Here is a 15,815-nt window from a genome sequence, read left to right as displayed (position 1 = left end):
ATCGAGCCACGGCGGCACCTCTGCGGCCGGAGCCGCGATTACCCCGCCGCCGGAGCGCCGTGCCTCGCGACGAGTGACGACGGGTTGTTCACCTGCGCCGAGCAGGAGATCGGCATCCTGGTCTACGCCGCCCTGTTCCTTGCCGAGGACGTCGAGATGGTCCGGATACTGATCGAGAGGGCGCGAGCCGGCCTGGCCGTCCGGTTGCTGCTGGGCGATCCGGACTCGCCACGGATGGCCGAGCGGGCCGCCGAGGAAGGCGTCGGCCCGGCCTTCACGGCCCGCGTGCACAACGCTGTGGCCCAGTTCCGTCCCCTGCTGGTGACGTCCGGCGTGGAGGCCCGACAGCACGAGACAGTGCTGTACAACTCGATCTTCCGAGCCGATGACGAGATGCTGATCAACCCGCAGGTGCACGGGATCGCCGCCGCGTACGCCCCGGTGCTCCACCTGCGCCGCGTCGAGCCGGGCGGCATGTTCGCGACTTATGCCGACAGCTTCGAGCGCGTGTGGGCTGAGGCTGTGCCGATGAACGCCCCCAAGCCCGCGTAGACACGCTTCCGCGAAGCAACCCCCTGGGCGGCCGGGCATGTGGTATGTCGCTCGACAGCCGCCAGCGCGCAGGCTCCTGGCGCGTGCTGCGTTCACTCGGCGTTTCCACCTTCTGTCCCGCCGTCCGGGGGAGGGCCATGCCGGGCTACCAGCCACGCACGAATGGCGAGTGCTGTTGCCGCCCCACCTCCTGCCAATGGGCCCCAGAGCGGGCCGCTGATGAGGAAGACCAGGACGACTACCAACACCGTCGAGACGACTGAGACCCCGAGCATTTGCTGGGTCAAGATCAGGTTCGCTCGTCGGGTACGAGCGTCGTCGTCAAGTACATGCCCGCTCGAACTCGTCCGCTACCGGCCGAAACGCCACAGTCCTCGGCTGGATTACCCCGGAAGGGGCCACATCGGGCGCGACCACACTGTTGACGACTCTCTGTGCCCAATGCCGTTCCACGATGGTGGCGACGTGGGATGGGGTGCGCGACCTGGCGCACCTCGGCTCGTTTCTCATTTCGGACCCGCCCGCTTGAGCCGGCGCGGAAATGGTGGACTCAGGGGGTGGCCCTAGCGGTGCCCGGGTCGGGAGTGGAGCATGGAGATGAGCGAACGTAGTTTGAATTCGAGGGGTGGCCGGAATGTGCGCCCGGGCACCACTGGCCACGGCCGCCCGCAGCTTACGAGAAGAGATTTCGGTCTTCTTGCCGCGACGACAGGTGCATTAGGCCTTTCAGGGTTGGCAGGAATATCGAGTGCGACCGCCGCCCCTGTGGCGCTGACGAGGACCACCCCTCGGGGGCTGACGAGGTTTGTTGATCCCCTAGTGCGCCCACCCGTGGCCATCCCGAGCCGGGACGAGTACCCAGGCTCCGAATTTTACGAGATCACGATGCTGGAACGCTCGTGGCAGTTCCACCGGGACCTGGGGAGGACGACCACCTGGGGTTACTGGGCTACGGACCCGTCGAACCGCGCGAAGCCGATTGGTCTGGGCTACCTCGGGCCGACCATCATCGCCCACAGGAACAATCCCGTGGTCGTCAACTACCGCAACCACCTGCCGACCACCCACCTGTTCCAGGACAAGGTCGACGAGATGCGTAGGCAGGGGATTGCGCATGGGCTGCCAGACGGTGTCAACGTGCCGACCACCGTGCACTATCACGGTGGCTTCACCCCACCTCACTCTGACGGAATGGCCCCACAGTGGTACACGCCGGACGGCATCCACGGCCCCGACTACGCCACATTGGACGAAGTCCAATCTAATGAGGCGATCTACGGCTATGGTAACGACCACGAGGCGTTCGGGTCCTGGTACCACGACCACGCGATGGCGGTCACCAGGCTCAACGTCTACGCGGGGCTAGCCGCTGTCTACTTACTCCGTGACAACGTCGAAAAGGGCCTCAACCTGCCCCAGGACGAGTTCGAGGTTCCCCTTATCTTGCAGGACAAGACCTTCAGTCGAGATGGCACGCTGCTCTACACCTTGCAGGAGCAGGACGGTGGTGAGACCGCGGTCGTGAATGGGAAGGCGTACCCGTTCCTGGCCGTCGAGCCGAGGCGCTACCGGTTGCGCATCCTCGATGCATCCAACTCGCGCTTCTGGCGCCTGTGCTTCGACGTTGATGGTCGGGGGAAACTGCCGTTCTGGTTGATCAGCACCGACGACGGCCGAATGCCTGCTCCGTTGCAGCTGACCAGCATCTTGCTGGCACCGGCCGAACGGGCCGATGTGATCATCGACTTCAGCCGGCTGCCAATGGGCACGAAGGTCACCCTCGCGAACGACGCTCCAGTCCACTTCCCCAATGGTGGTGGCCCGGAGATCCCCGAGCTGATGCAGTTCCAGGTGACCGAACCGCTGTCCAGCAAGGACCGGACGACGCCGCCCACTGCGCTCGTCCTGCCGCCGAGGAAGCGGCTCAAACCAACACCCGGGATACCCCGGCGAGAGTTCACCATTATTCAGCAATTCCCCGAGGAACACGGCGAAATGTACGATCCGGAGAATCCTTACCTGATCAATGCACTGCCCTTCGCGGCGCCGAACGAAGATTTCATCCAGGTGGGAACAACCGAGATCTGGGAGTACATCAACCTGACGCATGATGCCCACCCGATGCACAACCACCTCGTCCAGTTCCAGGTGTACAACCGGCAGAGATTCAACAGGGACGCCTACCTGGCAGCCTACCTGGAATGGGTTGACGGCGGCCGCGAACCAGCAGCCAAGCCGGTGTTGGCCGAGTATCTCGTCGGCGACCCGATTCCTCCCCGCCCGGATGAGGCCGGCCCCAAGGACACCGTCCAGGCCCATGTGGGACTGGTGACCAGGATTATCCAGAGGTTCGACGTGCCAGGCGGGATTGAGGGGATCCCCGATAGCGGGACCACGTTGCCGGCGCGGTACATGCACCACTGTCACATCCTGGAACACGAAGACAATGACAAGATGCGCCCGTGGGAGATTGTCGCAAGACCGTCGGCGCGTGAACGGCTCCAAGAAGTGGTCGAGGGAGCCCTGGATGAGGTTGGGACGGTGCTGGGACGGTAGAGCCTCCCGGTGGGGCGGGTCGTGACCAGCGCGGCCAGTGCATCGATGCCGTGGGGTGGCCGGGTTCGGTACCAACGACAGGGGCCCTGTCCGATCGTCTCGGACAGGGCCCCTGAACTGCGTCGGGGCGACAGGATTTGAACCTGCGACCTCTTCGTCCCGAACAATGATTCGGAGAGCTGCTGATGAAGGCCGAGTGCTATTCGCGCTGGTCGAGGGGTTGCGCTTCGGTCATGGAACCGTGTTGTACCGCAAATGACGGTGCCCCTGGTGCTTCCGCTGCGCTTCCGCAGAAGGCAATCAGGGCTCACTCCAACGACCGTCCGGGATCGGCTGTCGGGTGTCAACCGCAGCTTGACAGTCCACCCTGATGGGAGCGCCCAGCCCCGCCCATCCCCGCGATCCTGGCCGGCTCTTGGCGGGACCGGGCGATGTCAACCCGGAACCCCGGTCCCGCTACCTGGCCACGGACGCCGCTCGCGCTTGCCTGCTTGTCGTGACCACCGGCGGGATCGGACGCAGCGGGGTTGACGTCGTTCGGGCACCCGCTAATGGAACCCAGCTCGACGCCCACAACGTCCGACGGTCCTTCCGCAAGGTGGTGGCCGCCGCCGGTCTCGATCAGAAGGCATGGACCCCGCGCGAGCTCCGGCACAGCTTCGTCTCGTTGCTCTCCGCCAACGGCGTCCGCATCGAGGACATCTCCCATCTCGTGGGGCACAGCGCCTCGGGCGTGACAGAACGGGCCTACCGGCACCAGCTGCACGCCGTCTTCCAGGAGGGCGCCACCGTGATGGATGAGCTGTTCCCGCTCAATGACGCGGGATAGTCACTCAGTCGCTCGGCGAGAGCTGCGGAGGTTGGTGGTCATGAGTCTGATCTGGTGGAGCTGAGGGGATTCGAAACCCCTGACCCCTTGACTTCCAGGCACGCGCACGGCCGGATCACTCTGTCTATCCTCGGCGCTGTTGCTGGTGGCGACGTCCGTACTCGTCCGGCGCGATGCGTACATCTGCGCACCGGTTCTCAGTTGGATACTCGCGCTGGCCGTGATCAACCTGTCCACTGCCGGTCGCGGATGACCACCCGAACAGTACGCGAGCCCCGGGTGGTGCTCTGCGCCTAATACTGAAACGGCACTCCGGCTCGGTCAGGGCGATCGTAGGTGGTCTCGGCGTCGGTAGTGGCTGGTTCGGTCTCGAGGTGTCGGTGACGCGCCAGTCCGACCAGTGAAGGACGTGTTCGACGCGGGTGACGGGGGTCAGGCGAGGGCCGTGAGGAGGCGGCGGACCTTGTCGCGACCCGTTACGACAAACGCGACTACATGTTCCGCGGCACCATTGACGTCGCCCCCATCAGGATCTGTCTCCGCGAGCCGGTCCCATGATCCACAGGACAGCCTCCAGGAGTTACGCGCTTCTTCCGGCTTCCTGAGCACCTCGGTCAGGGCCGAGATGCTGTGGTCGCTGTGGCCCGCCTCCGCGGCCCCCTTCACCAGGTCGTGCAGGGGGCGAGCCAGGCCGTGTCGACGTTCGTCTCCTTGGCCAGGTCCTCGTCGTGGGCCGCTCCCGCGAGGAGGAGGTTCACGGAGGAGGCTGCGTCGGTGTAGTCGCCGCTGTCGATCTCCTTGGCGTAGATCGGCAGCAGGGACTTGATCATGTCCAGCCACTTGCCGGCGAACCGCACCATGGTGCTCGCCTCCAATCCGCGCGCCTGGACGGCGGCGGCGCCCTGGAAGAAGCCGACGAGTGCGGGTAGCAGGATGGCGCCCACCGCCATCTCGTACAGGGCGGCAAGGTCCGACTCATCGCCGAGATGGACGGTGTCTCCGCCAAGCACCTTCAGGGTCGTCTCGTACTCGTCGAAGACGGTCTTGTCGCCGCTGTAGTACAGCAGGGTGTCCGGCGCACCCACAGCCGAAGGCGCGTTCTTGACCGCGCCGTCGAGGAATCGGGCACCGTGGCCGGTGGCCCAGGCGGCCGTCTCGCGGGCGCCGGCCGGGGATCCACTGTTCAAGGTGACGAGGGCGCGCCCGTGCCGCGGCGGCCGGCTCCAGGGCCGGCGGGCGTCCTCGAAGGTGGTCAGGCAGGCGATGACCAGCGGGCTCGCCGCGACCGCGGCCTCCACCGCCTCGGCGTGGACCGCTCCCTTAGCCACCAGCGGCGCAGCCTTGCCGGGCGTGCGGTTCCACACCGTCGTCGGGTGCCCGGCGTCGATGAACGCCTCGGCCAGCGCCCGGCCCATCGGGCCCAGCCCGATGACGGTCACCAGTGTGCGGTTGTCCCCAGCCATGTTTCGCTCCAGTTCACATCAGATCGTTCGGCATCTTCGAAACCTCGAGTGAGCGCGTCCACACCGGTCCGCGGTGATCTCGGCGCGACGCATGCCCCATGCTGGGCCCTCACAGACATTCCCTCAAGTACCTACAATTTGTTGGGTACGCACATTCTTGTCAGGAGTGCTGATGAAGAAGCGGACATGTACGTGCGGACTCGACGCCGCCATCGACGTCATGGGAGGCAAGTGGAAGGGGCTGATCCTGTTCTCGCTCCACGAACGGCCCCTACGCTTTGGAGAGTTGAGGCGAGCAGTACCCGGTATCAGCGAAAGCATGCTGATCCTTCAGCTCCGGGAGATGGAGGCCAGTGGCCTGGTGCACCGCGAGGTCTATCACCAGGTCCCACCGAAGGTGGAGTACTCGCTGACCGAGTTCGGCCACTCACTCAACACCGCGCTCATGCCGCTCGGAGAGTGGGGCGAGGAACACATGGAGCGCATCGAAACCATTCCCTGAGCCAGTCTGAGCATCTCCAGCGCCGTGGACAGCGGGTCGTTGCAGCTGACCTCGCTGCAGGTCACGGGGATGTTCGTGCACCCGCGAAAGGTCGGGAACGCCGCAGCGGCCGCCCTCGTCGAGCTGGTGGGAAGCAGCGCCGCGGCAGGGCGGACGATCTCGGTGCCGGTCCGGCTCAATCCCAGGGCGTCGACCGCCCGCCAGGCGGGGCGCCGGACCGGAGTCGCCGGCGCGGGGCCGCCTCGCTTGACCCAGCGGGCGGGAAGTTGGGTCGGCGGGACCGATGCCAGACGGCCCCTGGCGGGCCGTCCGGGGCCTGTCGGCGGCGACCTGACTAGGAATCGCACAGCCGTGCGATGTCGCCCCCGGCGGCCCGGCGCAGCCTGAGTACAGGCCATCCGACCGGCAACAGCGACAAGAAGGTCACACAGCATGTCTGGATTGAACGGAAAGATTGCCGTCGTCACCGGCGGAAGCAGCGGTATCGGCCTCGCCATCGCGCAGCGGTTCGTCAAGGAAGGCGCCTACGTCTTCGTCACGGGCCGGCGGCAAGCCGAATTGGACAATGCCAAGGCCCTGATCGGCGAAGATGTGAGACCAGTGCGGGGTGACGCGACCAGCACCGCCGACCTCGACCGCCTGTTCGAGACGATCGCACAGGAGAGGGGCAAGCTGGACATCCTGGTCGCCAATTCGGGTCGCGTCGAGCCGGAGGAGTTCGGGAAGATCACCGAGAGCAACTTCGACAAGACCTTCGACCTGAACGCCAGGGCAACGCTGTTCACCGCCCAGAAGGCGCTACCCCTCATGCGCGACGGCGGGTCGATCATCCTGGTCGGCTCGATCGCCGCATACAAGGGAATCAACGGCTACACCACCTACAGCGCAACCAAGGCGGCGTTGCGCTCCTACGCCCGCACCTGGACGCACGAGTTCAAGGATCGCGGCATCCGGATCAACACCCTGAGCCCGGGGCCGATCGACACCCCGATCATGGACGGCCAGGCCGACACCAAGGAAGGCGCCGACGCCATCAGGGCCGCCTTCGCCTCAGTGATCCCGCTCGCCCGAATGGGACGACCCGAGGAAGTGGCCGCCGCTGCCTACTTCCTGGCGTCCGACGAAAGCAGCTTCGTTGCAGGCGTCGACCTCGCCGTCGACGGCGGCATGGCCCAGGTCTAGCCACTCCCGACGATCCTGGAAGGACTCCGACCATGAGCAACTCCGTGATCGGCCTGAGCATTGACTGCGCGGACGCGGCCAAGCTGGCCCGGTTCTGGGCCGACGTCCTCGGCCGACAGGTGAACCCTCAGCCAACCGTCGAGTTCGCAGCCATCGACGCGAACGAATCGGCACAGGGTCCCCGACTGGTGTTCCACCAGGTCCCCGAGGCCAAGACCGTCAAGAATCGGCTGCACCTGGACCTGATCAGCACCGAGTTCGCCGTCGAAACCGACCGGCTGCTGTCTCTGGGCGCGACCCGAGTGAACGACGTCGAACAGGGCGGCGCGCTGGACCACGTTCCTCGACCCCGAGGGCAACGAGTTCGACCTGGTCGCAGGCTCAACCTGAGCCGTCGGTGACAACGCACGTCAAAACCACCAGGGGAGGACCCCGCAGGATGCAACGCCAAGACCAGGACCTAGTGGATGCGCCGTATGTTCCCAGCTCCAGCGAACGTGCGCGAGATCAAGTAGCCCTCTACGAAGCCACCGGCGGACGAGAAGGTGGCACGCTCGAAGGACGCCCCGTCGTCATCCTCACCATGACCGGAGCCGCGAGCGGCAAAATCCGTAAAACGCCGATCATGCGGATCGAGCATGACGGCAGCTACCTCGCCGTTGCGTCCAACGGTGGCGCGCCGAGCCACCCCGCCTGGTACCACAACCTGATCGCCCACCCCGATGTCCGCGTACAAGACGGGGCCTGGGTGCGCACCCTGCGCGCCCGCGAGGTGTTCGGACAAGAAAAAGCGGAAGCCTGGAAACTGGCCGATTCGCGGTGGCCGTACTTCCCGGACTACCGAGCGCGAGCCGGACGGGAGATCCCGATCCTGCGCCTCGAGCCCGTAGCCAGCACGCGCTGACGCCCGAAATCCGATCTTCCGCGGCCGGCGGCCATCCCCCCGCGCCGATAAGCCGGTGCTTCAGGTCGGCAGCCGCAGCTCATCGGGGGAGGACGCCAGGTATCCGTCCGGCAGCAGCTCCGTTCCGCGGAGGTGTTCCGCGGCGAAGTCCTCGTTTCCGAGTTCGGCGCGCAGGCGGGTGGTGATGCGGGTGACGTCGCCGCGTTCGGCGGGCGGCAGCGGCGCCCCCGCTGATGCTCTGGCTGCCACGGCGGCGCCGAGTAACCGGGCCGCCCGCTGGGGATGGCCTGCGAGGGTCTGCGCTCCGGCCATCCCTTCGAGGGCCAATGCGATCGCCCGCGGGTCGCCCGTGGCCTGTGCCGTGGTCAGTCCCTGGACGTGCAGCCGCCACGCCGATTCCGCGTCGCCGCGCTGTTCGGCAATGAATCCCAGCTCGGCGAGTAGTAGGGCGGGGAGTGCGGATTCGTACCCCCTCTGCCGATGGAGCTCCAGCACGTGCTCGATGTGGGATTCGGCGGTGTCCAGCTCGCCTTTCCTGCGGGCGATGAGGGCCAGCCCGACAACAGCGAACTGCTCGCCGAACCTGTCGGACTGTTGGATCGAGACCTTCCGCGCGCGCTCGTGGAGGTCGTGCGCGCGTTCGAGGTCGCCGGTGAGGATCGCGATCCGGCCTGCTCCGGTGAGCTGGAAGGACACCTCGGGCCAGAGCTGCAGCTCTTCGGCGACGCGTAGCCCAGCCTGGTACAGCCCGGTCGCCGTCTCGTAGTTCCCCTCGATCTCGGCGAGGGTCGCCAGCGGAACCATGGCCTGCAGCCGCCCCCACTGGTCGCCGAGTTCGGTGAACACCGCGAGGCTCTGTTCACCGTCGCGCCGCAACGCGGCGAAGTCACCGTGCAGTTTCGCCTGGAATGCCCTGCTGCTCAGCGCCGCCGCGGTGAGCCAGCGGTCGCCGAGCAGGCGGGAGCTGGTCAGTGCCCGGTCCACCAGGTCCTCGCTCGGCGTGAGGTCGCCGATGCCGTAGAGGCTTGTGCCGAGGAACCACTCGGCGCGCGCTCGGCCGGCGGGGTCGTCGACGTCGGCGTAGGGCGCGAGCGCGGCGAGGTGTTCGGCGATGGTGCCGGCGAAGGCACCGGACTGCAGGGTGATCGCGGCCCGCCAGGCGGTGGCCCGCGCCCGGGCCGCGGCCGGTGCCGGGCCGGGCACCTCCAGCGCGATGGTCAGCGTGCGGCGGGCCGGCCCGCGTCTGCCGCGCAGGAACCAGTACCAGGTGAGGGCGTTCGCCAGGCGCAGCGCCCGCTCGGCGTCGCCGATGCGCACAGCGGTGTCGAAGGCGCCGCGCATGTTGGCTGTCTCGGCATCCAGCCGTCGCAGCCAGGTCCGTTGGCCGGGGCCACGCAGCTGCGGATCGGCCTGCTCGGCGAGCCTCATGTAGTGGTCGAGATGCTGTGAACGCACCCGGCCGAATTCAGCGGCGTCCTCGAGCCGTTCGAGGCAGTAGGCGAGCACGGACTCCAGTAGCCGGTAGCGCGGGCCGTCGGCGGTCTCGGCCATGACCACCAGCGAGCAGTCCACCAGCCGCGCCAGCAGCTCCACCACGTCGGCGCGGGCGATGGCGTCGCCGCTGCAGACGTCTTCGGCCGCGGCGAGCGTGCAGCCGTCGCTGTGCACGGCGAGGCGGCGCAGCACCGTGCGCTCCGGCTCGGCGAGCAGCGCCCAGCTCCAGTCGATCACCGCACGCAGGGTCCGTTGCCTCGGGGGTGCATCGCGCGCGCCGCTGCCCAGCACATGGAAGCGGTCGTCCAGCCTGGTGGCCAGCTCGGCGACGCCAAGGGCGCGCACCCTCGTTGCGGCCATCTCCAGCGCCAGTGGAATGCCGTCGAGCCTGCGGCAGATCGCCGCGACGGCGTGGGCGTTGCCGTCATCGAGGGTGAAGCCCGGCGCGGCGGCGGCTGCGCGCGTCACGAACAGTCGCACGGCGGCGGACTCGTGTGGTGCCTGGCCGGTGGTGGGCAGCTCCAGCGGCGGCACGGACAGCATCTGCTCACCGGCGATGCCGAGCGGCTCCTGGCTGGTGGCCAGCACGCGGAGCCCCGGGGCGCTGCGGAGCAGCAGCCCGATCAGCTCGGCGACCGGTTCGACGACGTGCTCGCAGTTGTCCAGCACGAGCAGCAGCCGCTTGTCCCGCAGCGCCGCGGCCAGCCACTCGGTGAGCGCGCCGGGGCGATCCTCGCCCGGCCCTGCGGTGCCCTGGTCGCGCAGCCCGAGCACCGCGGCGACCGTCTCGGCCACCTCCGCCTGCGCGGACCGCCGCTCCCTGCCGGGCGGCTCCAGCCCGGCCAGCTCGGCCAGCCACACCCCGTCCGGGAACAACCCGGTCAGCTGCGCGGCCGTAGCCAGCGCGAGCCTGGTCTTGCCGACGCCGCCGGGGCCGGTGAGGGTGACCAGCCGCCAGGCGGCCAGCATGGCCCGGGTCTCGGCGAGCGCCTCCGTCCGGCCGATCAGCTCGGTGACCTCGGCAGGCAGGTTGGTCGGCCGGTTGCCTGCTGTGGGCGCGAGCGCCGGGTCATGGGCCAGGATGGCCTGTTGCAGCGCGACCAGCTCGGGGCCGGGGTCCAGGCCTTGTTCATCGGCGAGCCTGCGGCGCAGCTCGTCGTAGCCCGCCAGCGCGTCGCCCTGCCGCCCGGCGCCGTAGAGGGCGCGCATGTGCGCCGCGCGGAGCCGTTCGCGCAGCGGATGCCGCCGAACCAGATCCGTCAGCTCGGCGGCGACCGGGCTGTGCTCGCCGAGGGCCAGCCGCGCCTCGGCCTGCTCCTCCACCGCGGTCAGCCACTGCTCGTCCAGCCGGGCGACGGCGGGGCGGGCGAACTCCTCGTCCCGGAAGCCCGCGAACGCGGGGCCGCGCCAGAGTGCCAGCGCGTCGGCGAGCAGCGCGGCCCGTTGCCGTGGGTCCTCGGTCGCGCGGGCCTGTTCGACGAGGCCGGCGAACGTGCCGGCGTCCACCGCGTCCGCCGCAGTGAGCAGCACATAGCCCAGCCCGCGACGGGCGACCAGCTCACGGCCTCCCGGCTCCGCGTCCTCCAGCGTCCGTCGCAGCTGCCACACCTTGCGCTGCAACGCCGCACCGGGGTTCTCCGGCAGGTTCGTGCCCCATCACTCCCGGATCAGCGCCTCGACGGGCAACGGCCGGCCCGCTGGCACCAGCAATGCGGCAAGAAGTGCCCGGACCTTCGACTCGGGCACGTGCACCGGGGCGCCGTCCGCCGTCCACACCTCGAGCGGGCCGAGGACCCCGAAGCGCATGCCGCATCGTAACGAGTGCCGATCGAGCGAAGTCCGAAAGCGGGGACGGCCACAGTGCGGACAGGACCCGAGAGAGGACACGAACGATGACCAGCACCGACGTTCCGCACGCGCTCACCGTGATCGGCCTGGGGGAGATGGGCTCGGCGCTCGCCGCCGCCTTCCTGGACGGCGGCCACCCGACGACGGTGTGGAACCGCACGCCGCGCAAGGCGGCCGCCCTCGTCGCCAAGGGAGCACGGCAGGTTTCCACAGTGGCCGACGCCGTCGCCGCCGGCCCGCTGCTGGTGGTGAGCGTGAAGGGCAACACCGCCGTCCGCGAGGTACTCGAACCGGCTGGCGCCGCGCTCGCGGGGAGAGCCGTGCTGAACCTGACAGACGGCACGTCCGCGGAGGCAAGGACAACGGCCGACTGGTTCACCGACCGGGGTGCCGAGTACCTGCACGGCCAGATCATGACGATCGCCCGGCCATCGGGCACCCGGACGCCGTGGTGTTCTACGGCGGCGCCGCGTCGGTGTACAACCGCTTCCGCCCCGTGCTGGAGCTGGTCGGCGGCAGGGGGAGCCTGATCTCGGGTGACGCCGGAGTGCCCACGCTCTACGGGATGGCTGTGCACGGCACCATGTGGGGTGTTCTCAACGGGTTCCTGCACGCGGCCGCGCTGCTCTCCGACGAGGGCCTGAGCATCGAGCGGTTCCTGTCGGACGCCGCGCCGTCGGTCGCGGCGCTGCTGTCCTCCCTGCCGTCGCTGGCCGACGAGATCGACCGCGGCGAGCACGCGGTGCAGTTCGGGGCGCTCCAGCACCACCTACCGTCCGTCGAGGACCTGGTGGCGGAGAGCCGCGCGCGTGGCATCGACGCCGAGTTCCCCGGCTACACGCGCGCCCTCGTGGCGGCGGCCGTCGAAGCGGGGCACGCCGAGGACAGCTACTCGCGCCTGGTGGAGCACTTCAGGAAGGGCTGAGCCCTGGGAGCGCTCAGATGCCCAACCGGCAGGCGATGCCGTCGAGCACGCACTCCAGTCCCAGCTCGAACCGCCACGACGCGTCGTCGATGTGGCGGGACTCGGTCAGGGTGCGCTGGTAGGCGGGGTAGCGGCCGGTGCTCATGAGCCACCGCATCTGCGGACCGAGCGCGGTGCGGAGCTCATGGCCCGAGCTCCAGCCCGCACCCTCCATCAGCTGCAGCATCGTCGTCTCGGTGGCGGCCGCCCCGGTGGCGTACGCGGTGACGGTATCGAACACAGCCATCCGGTGGTCGGCGTCGAGCCCGAGGCCGTCGAGGGCGGCCAGCGAGCGTTCGATCGCGGCGAACCGGCGCGGGGTGAGCGCGGCCCGGGCCTGGGGTGGCACCTGGATCAGCCACCGGTGAGCGAGGGTGGTGTCCCGGGTGCGGTGCGCCTGCGCCCGCATGGCCTCCCGCCAGGTCGCGGCCGGCGGGAGGTCGGGCTCCGCGCCGACGACCGCGTCCACCATCAGCTCGAAGACCTCGTCCTTGCCCTTGACGTAGCGGTAGAGCGCCATCGGCGCCGCATCCAGCCGGGCCGCGAGGCCGCGGATCGTGACCGCCGCCAGCCCATCGGCGTCGGCGATCTCGATCGCGGCGGCCGCGATCTGCTCGTGCGTCAGCACGGTGCGCGCGACGGGCGGGCGCTCCAGGCGCTCCCACAGCGAGACGGGCTCGCCGTCCGGGCCCGCTGCCGGGCCTGCTTCCCGTCGCCCGGTCTGCTCCGCCATGCGACCACCTCTCCGTGCGCTGTCGGTCGAGTACAGGGTACGGGGCTTGTGCAACGTACGCAGCGGCGCGTACGTTGTATCTATTCAGATACAACGTACGCAGCGAGTCGAGGGAGCGCCATGGCTGAGCACGACAAGATCGCGATCACGGTGATCGTGGGGAGCACGCGGGAGGGGAGGATCGCGCCCGTGGTGGTGCGCTGGTTCGCCGAGCGGGCCGCCGAGCACGACGACGTGACCATCGACGTGGTCGACCTGGTCGAGACCCCGCTGCCGACGGTGCTGCCGGCGTTCGGGCAGACGCCCGAGCCCGAGGCGATGGAGCAGCTCGCGGCGGTGACGCCGCGGCTGGCGGCGGCGGACGCCTTCGTGCTGGTCACGCCCGAGTACAACCGCAGCTTCCCGGCGTCGCTGAAGAACGCGATCGACTGGCACAACAGCCAATGGCACGCCAAGCCGGTCGGGTTCGTCTCCTACGGCGGGATCTCCGGCGGGCTGCGCGCGGTCGAGCACCTGCGGCTCGTGCTCGCCGAGCTGCACGCCGTGACGGTGCGCGACACCGTCACGTTCGCGGGCGTGTGGGGGAAGTTCGACGCGGACGGGCGCATGGCCGACCCGGCCGCCGACGGTGCGGCCAAGACCATGCTCGATCAGCTCGTCTGGTTCGGCCGGGCGCTGCGCGAGGCCAGGGCGGCCCGCCCCTACTCGGCATGACCGCCCCGGCCGGGGTCGAGGTCCGTGAGCAGCCGTACGGGGTGCGGCCCGCGCTCGTCGCGCTGCTGCTGGCGATGCTGCTCGCCACTCTCGACAACCTGATCCTGAGCGCGGCGATGCCGACCGTGATCAGCGAGCTGGACGGGCTCGCGCTGCTCGCGTGGGTTGTCACCTCATACACGCTGGCGATGGCCGTCACCACGCCGCTGTGGGGCAAGTTCGGCGACATGTACGGCCGGAAGGGCGTGTTCGCGCTCTCCATCGTCGTGTTCCTGGTCGGCTCGGCCCTCGCGGGCGCCGCCGGTTCGATGGAGCAACTGGTCGTCTTCCGTGCCGTGCAGGGGGTCGGCGCGGGAGGCCTGATGGTGGGCGCGCTGGCGATCATCGCGGACATCGTTCCGCCGCGGGAACGGGGCCGCTACCAGGGCATGATGTCGATGGTGATGGGCGTCGCCATGATCGGCGGCCCGATCGCGGGCGGGTTCGTCACCGACGTGCTCGGCTGGCGCTGGGCGTTCTTCGTGAACATCCCGCTCGGGTTGGTGGCGCTGGTACTGACGTTCACCATGCTCGATCTGCAGAAGCGGCGGCCCGCGCTGGCGCGCATCGACTACCTCGGCGCCGTGACGCTGTCCGTGGCCATCAGCGCGGTGGTGCTGGTGACGACGTGGGGCGGGCGGGAGATTCCGTGGACCTCGCCGGAAGCGCTGGGTCTGATCGGGCTGGCCGTGGCGGGCACGGTGGCGTTCGTGCTGGTCGAGCGGAGGGCGGCCGAGCCCGTGATCCCGCTGAGCGTGTTCCGCAACCGCAACTTCTCGCTGATCACCGTGGTCGGCTTCGCGTTCGGCTTCGGGATGACGAGCGTCCTGACGTTCGTGCCGCTGTTCCAGCAGGCGGTGCAGGGCGCCTCGCCGACAAGCTCCGGCTTCCTGCTGCTGCCCGTGTTCGGGGCGCTGGTCGTCACGAACGTGGTGGTGGGCCGGTACATGAGCCGGACCGGGCGATACCGGCCCGTGGTGGTGCTCGGGACCGTGCTCATCCTGGCCGGGCTGGCGCTGCTCGCCACGATGGGCGTCGGCACCGGATTCTGGCTCTCCGCGGTGTACCTGGCGATCTTCGGCGTCGGGATGGGTTCGATGATGCAGACCACCGTCCTCATCTCGCTGACCAGCGTCGATCCACAGCACATCGGCGTCGCGTCCGCCTCGGCCACGCTGTTCCGCTCCATCGGAGGCGCGGTCGGTGTCGCCATGATGGGCGCGGTCTTCGCCGACCGGGTGCAGGCCGTGGTCACCGAACGCATCGGCCCGGCGGGTGGGGCCGAGGCCGGCTCCGTGCAACTCGACGCCGCGAGCTTGCAGGCCGTCACGGAACCGGTGCGCGTCGCCTACGAGCACGCCGTCGCCTCCGGAAGCGTCCTGGTGTTCCTGCTCTGCATCATCGCCGCCGTCGCCGCGCTCACGGCGGCGGTCTTCATCCGCGAGGTCCCGCTCCCTGGCGGTACCGAGCCCGCGAACCGAGGTGAGTGAGATGACGCCAGCACCCGGCTTGCGGGTGAGCCCCTGCCGCCGTCCCCACTCCTGTGGCCGGCACGGACGATAGACGCTTCACGGATTGCGGAATCCGGAAGCCGTAGACGATTATGCACAAAGCGAACAAGCCACCGTCACTCTGATCTGATGAGACATCCGTCACCGGGACGGTAAAGGGCCGCTGGGGAGCCTTGCGCGCTCGCGGAGTGGATCTGGGCGATCAGCGATCTGGCTGGTAAATCCCGGCGGTGAGTAGGTACTTACCTCGCGGCCCCGGTCCTGCTGCTCGAGCACATCGACCAGCGAGGTGACGTAGCGTGGTCCGCACGGCGAAACCTGGGGAGATCCCGCTGCGCCATCGGGCGTCTGTGCTCGTGCAGCGCCGGCAGCGCCTCCGTGGGCGGGTCACGGTCGATTGCCGAGAAATTCGCCGAGAAATCTGTCGACGCGCTGCGCCGCAGAAATTCAGAAGGCGCTGCGCCGCAGAAACCGAGAAGCGGGCCGGGGTGAGCTGATCCGCCGACTTCGCGGATGGCCGAAAC

16 protein-coding genes are annotated in these 15,815 nt (G+C 68.9%); 12 read left to right on the top strand and 4 right to left on the bottom strand.

What is annotated here, in order from left to right; all coding sequences use genetic code 11:
- Positions 1–84 precede the first annotated feature (84 nt).
- The 3 genes from ABD143_RS15065 to ABD143_RS15055 all read left to right on the top strand — a co-directional run bounded on the left by ABD143_RS15065 (position 85) and on the right by ABD143_RS15055 (position 3,937).
- Positions 85–552, top strand: a complete 468-nt coding sequence (locus tag ABD143_RS15065) for a hypothetical protein (protein WP_343977596.1) — start codon at positions 85–87, stop codon at positions 550–552.
- Positions 553–1,383: 831 nt separating this feature from the next.
- A complete protein-coding gene (locus ABD143_RS15060; protein WP_343977593.1) occupies positions 1,384–3,108 on the top strand; it encodes a multicopper oxidase family protein in 1,725 nt (574 codons plus the stop codon).
- A 496-nt stretch (positions 3,109–3,604) separates the two neighbouring features.
- Positions 3,605–3,937, top strand: coding sequence for a tyrosine-type recombinase/integrase (locus ABD143_RS15055; RefSeq protein ID WP_343977590.1), 333 nt, complete (start codon positions 3,605–3,607; stop codon positions 3,935–3,937).
- Positions 3,938–4,599: 662 nt separating this feature from the next.
- Here the strand turns inward: ABD143_RS15055 and ABD143_RS15050 are convergent.
- Positions 4,600–5,400 carry an NAD(P)-dependent oxidoreductase gene (locus tag ABD143_RS15050; protein ID WP_343977587.1) on the bottom strand — a complete coding sequence of 267 codons (801 nt, stop codon included), beginning with the start codon at positions 5,398–5,400 and terminating at the stop codon, positions 4,600–4,602.
- A 172-nt stretch (positions 5,401–5,572) separates the two neighbouring features.
- On the opposite strand from ABD143_RS15050, the gene ABD143_RS15045 reads away from it, so the two are divergent.
- The 5 genes from ABD143_RS15045 to ABD143_RS15025 are packed head-to-tail and all read left to right on the top strand — an operon-like array spanning position 5,573 to position 7,988.
- Entirely contained in the window at positions 5,573–5,902 is a 330-nt protein-coding gene (locus ABD143_RS15045) for a winged helix-turn-helix transcriptional regulator (protein WP_343977585.1), read from the top strand.
- Between the two features lie 6 nt (positions 5,903–5,908).
- Positions 5,909–6,289 carry a substrate-binding domain-containing protein gene (locus ABD143_RS15040; RefSeq protein WP_343977971.1) on the top strand — a complete coding sequence of 127 codons (381 nt, stop codon included), beginning with the start codon at positions 5,909–5,911 and terminating at the stop codon, positions 6,287–6,289.
- A gap of 45 nt (positions 6,290–6,334) precedes the next feature.
- Positions 6,335–7,084 carry an SDR family NAD(P)-dependent oxidoreductase gene (locus ABD143_RS15035; RefSeq protein WP_343977582.1) on the top strand — a complete coding sequence of 250 codons (750 nt, stop codon included), beginning with the start codon at positions 6,335–6,337 and terminating at the stop codon, positions 7,082–7,084.
- Between the two features lie 32 nt (positions 7,085–7,116).
- The gene (locus ABD143_RS15030) at positions 7,117–7,485 is read left to right on the top strand and encodes a VOC family protein (protein ID WP_343977572.1); all 369 of its coding nucleotides are present in this window, start codon (positions 7,117–7,119) and stop codon (positions 7,483–7,485) included.
- A 38-nt stretch (positions 7,486–7,523) separates the two neighbouring features.
- A complete protein-coding gene (locus ABD143_RS15025) occupies positions 7,524–7,988 on the top strand; it encodes a nitroreductase family deazaflavin-dependent oxidoreductase (RefSeq protein WP_343977569.1) in 465 nt (154 codons plus the stop codon).
- 60 nt (positions 7,989–8,048) lie between these two features.
- Here ABD143_RS15025 and ABD143_RS15020 read toward each other — a convergent pair whose 3' ends face one another.
- Positions 8,049–11,102 (bottom strand): ATP-binding protein, encoded by a 3,054-nt coding sequence (locus ABD143_RS15020; RefSeq protein ID WP_343977566.1) that lies wholly within the window; start codon positions 11,100–11,102, stop codon positions 8,049–8,051.
- A 36-nt stretch (positions 11,103–11,138) separates the two neighbouring features.
- Positions 11,139–11,288 carry a hypothetical protein gene (locus ABD143_RS15015; protein WP_343977564.1) on the bottom strand — a complete coding sequence of 50 codons (150 nt, stop codon included), beginning with the start codon at positions 11,286–11,288 and terminating at the stop codon, positions 11,139–11,141.
- 86 nt (positions 11,289–11,374) lie between these two features.
- On the opposite strand from ABD143_RS15015, the gene ABD143_RS15010 reads away from it, so the two are divergent.
- The gene (locus ABD143_RS15010) at positions 11,375–11,860 is read left to right on the top strand and encodes an NAD(P)-binding domain-containing protein (RefSeq protein ID WP_343977562.1); all 486 of its coding nucleotides are present in this window, start codon (positions 11,375–11,377) and stop codon (positions 11,858–11,860) included.
- The gene (locus tag ABD143_RS15005; RefSeq protein ID WP_343977560.1) at positions 11,827–12,255 is read left to right on the top strand and encodes an imine reductase family protein; all 429 of its coding nucleotides are present in this window, start codon (positions 11,827–11,829) and stop codon (positions 12,253–12,255) included. The genes ABD143_RS15010 and ABD143_RS15005 overlap by 34 nt, the downstream gene beginning before the upstream one ends.
- Positions 12,256–12,268: 13 nt before the next feature.
- Here the strand turns inward: ABD143_RS15005 and ABD143_RS15000 are convergent, their stop codons facing one another.
- Positions 12,269–13,027, bottom strand: coding sequence for a TetR/AcrR family transcriptional regulator C-terminal domain-containing protein (locus tag ABD143_RS15000; RefSeq protein WP_343977557.1), 759 nt, complete (start codon positions 13,025–13,027; stop codon positions 12,269–12,271).
- Positions 13,028–13,147: 120 nt separating this feature from the next.
- Between ABD143_RS15000 and ABD143_RS14995 the strand changes: the two genes are divergently transcribed.
- Positions 13,148–13,741, top strand: coding sequence for an NADPH-dependent FMN reductase (locus tag ABD143_RS14995; RefSeq protein ID WP_343977554.1), 594 nt, complete (start codon positions 13,148–13,150; stop codon positions 13,739–13,741).
- Positions 13,738–15,270: an MDR family MFS transporter gene (locus ABD143_RS14990; protein ID WP_343977551.1), complete on the top strand. Its 1,533-nt coding sequence runs from the start codon at positions 13,738–13,740 to the stop codon at positions 15,268–15,270. The genes ABD143_RS14995 and ABD143_RS14990 overlap by 4 nt, the downstream gene beginning before the upstream one ends.
- Positions 15,271–15,815 lie beyond the last annotated feature (545 nt).

It is taken from the genome of Pseudonocardia aurantiaca (genome assembly GCF_039526725.1).
Taxonomy (GTDB): Bacteria; Actinomycetota; Actinomycetes; order Mycobacteriales; family Pseudonocardiaceae; genus Pseudonocardia; species Pseudonocardia aurantiaca.
Note: the sequence above shows the minus strand (reverse complement) of the source record. Positions and strands in the feature narration are given on the sequence as shown.

Excerpts from the sequence above, each read along its gene's own strand:
- ABD143_RS15050 (WP_343977587.1), bottom strand. The coding sequence starts at position 5,400 with ATGGCTGGGGACAACCGCACACTGGTGACCGTCATCGGGCTGGGCCCG.
- ABD143_RS15045 (WP_343977585.1), top strand. The coding sequence starts at position 5,573 with ATGAAGAAGCGGACATGTACGTGCGGACTCGACGCCGCCATCGACGTC.
- ABD143_RS15035 (WP_343977582.1), top strand. The coding sequence starts at position 6,335 with ATGTCTGGATTGAACGGAAAGATTGCCGTCGTCACCGGCGGAAGCAGC.
- ABD143_RS15030 (WP_343977572.1), top strand. The coding sequence starts at position 7,117 with ATGAGCAACTCCGTGATCGGCCTGAGCATTGACTGCGCGGACGCGGCC.
- ABD143_RS15025 (WP_343977569.1), top strand. The coding sequence starts at position 7,524 with ATGCAACGCCAAGACCAGGACCTAGTGGATGCGCCGTATGTTCCCAGC.
- ABD143_RS15015 (WP_343977564.1), bottom strand. The coding sequence starts at position 11,288 with ATGCGCTTCGGGGTCCTCGGCCCGCTCGAGGTGTGGACGGCGGACGGC.
- ABD143_RS15010 (WP_343977562.1), top strand. The coding sequence starts at position 11,375 with ATGACCAGCACCGACGTTCCGCACGCGCTCACCGTGATCGGCCTGGGG.
- ABD143_RS15000 (WP_343977557.1), bottom strand. The coding sequence starts at position 13,027 with ATGGCGGAGCAGACCGGGCGACGGGAAGCAGGCCCGGCAGCGGGCCCG.
- ABD143_RS14995 (WP_343977554.1), top strand. The coding sequence starts at position 13,148 with ATGGCTGAGCACGACAAGATCGCGATCACGGTGATCGTGGGGAGCACG.
- ABD143_RS14990 (WP_343977551.1), top strand. The coding sequence starts at position 13,738 with ATGACCGCCCCGGCCGGGGTCGAGGTCCGTGAGCAGCCGTACGGGGTG.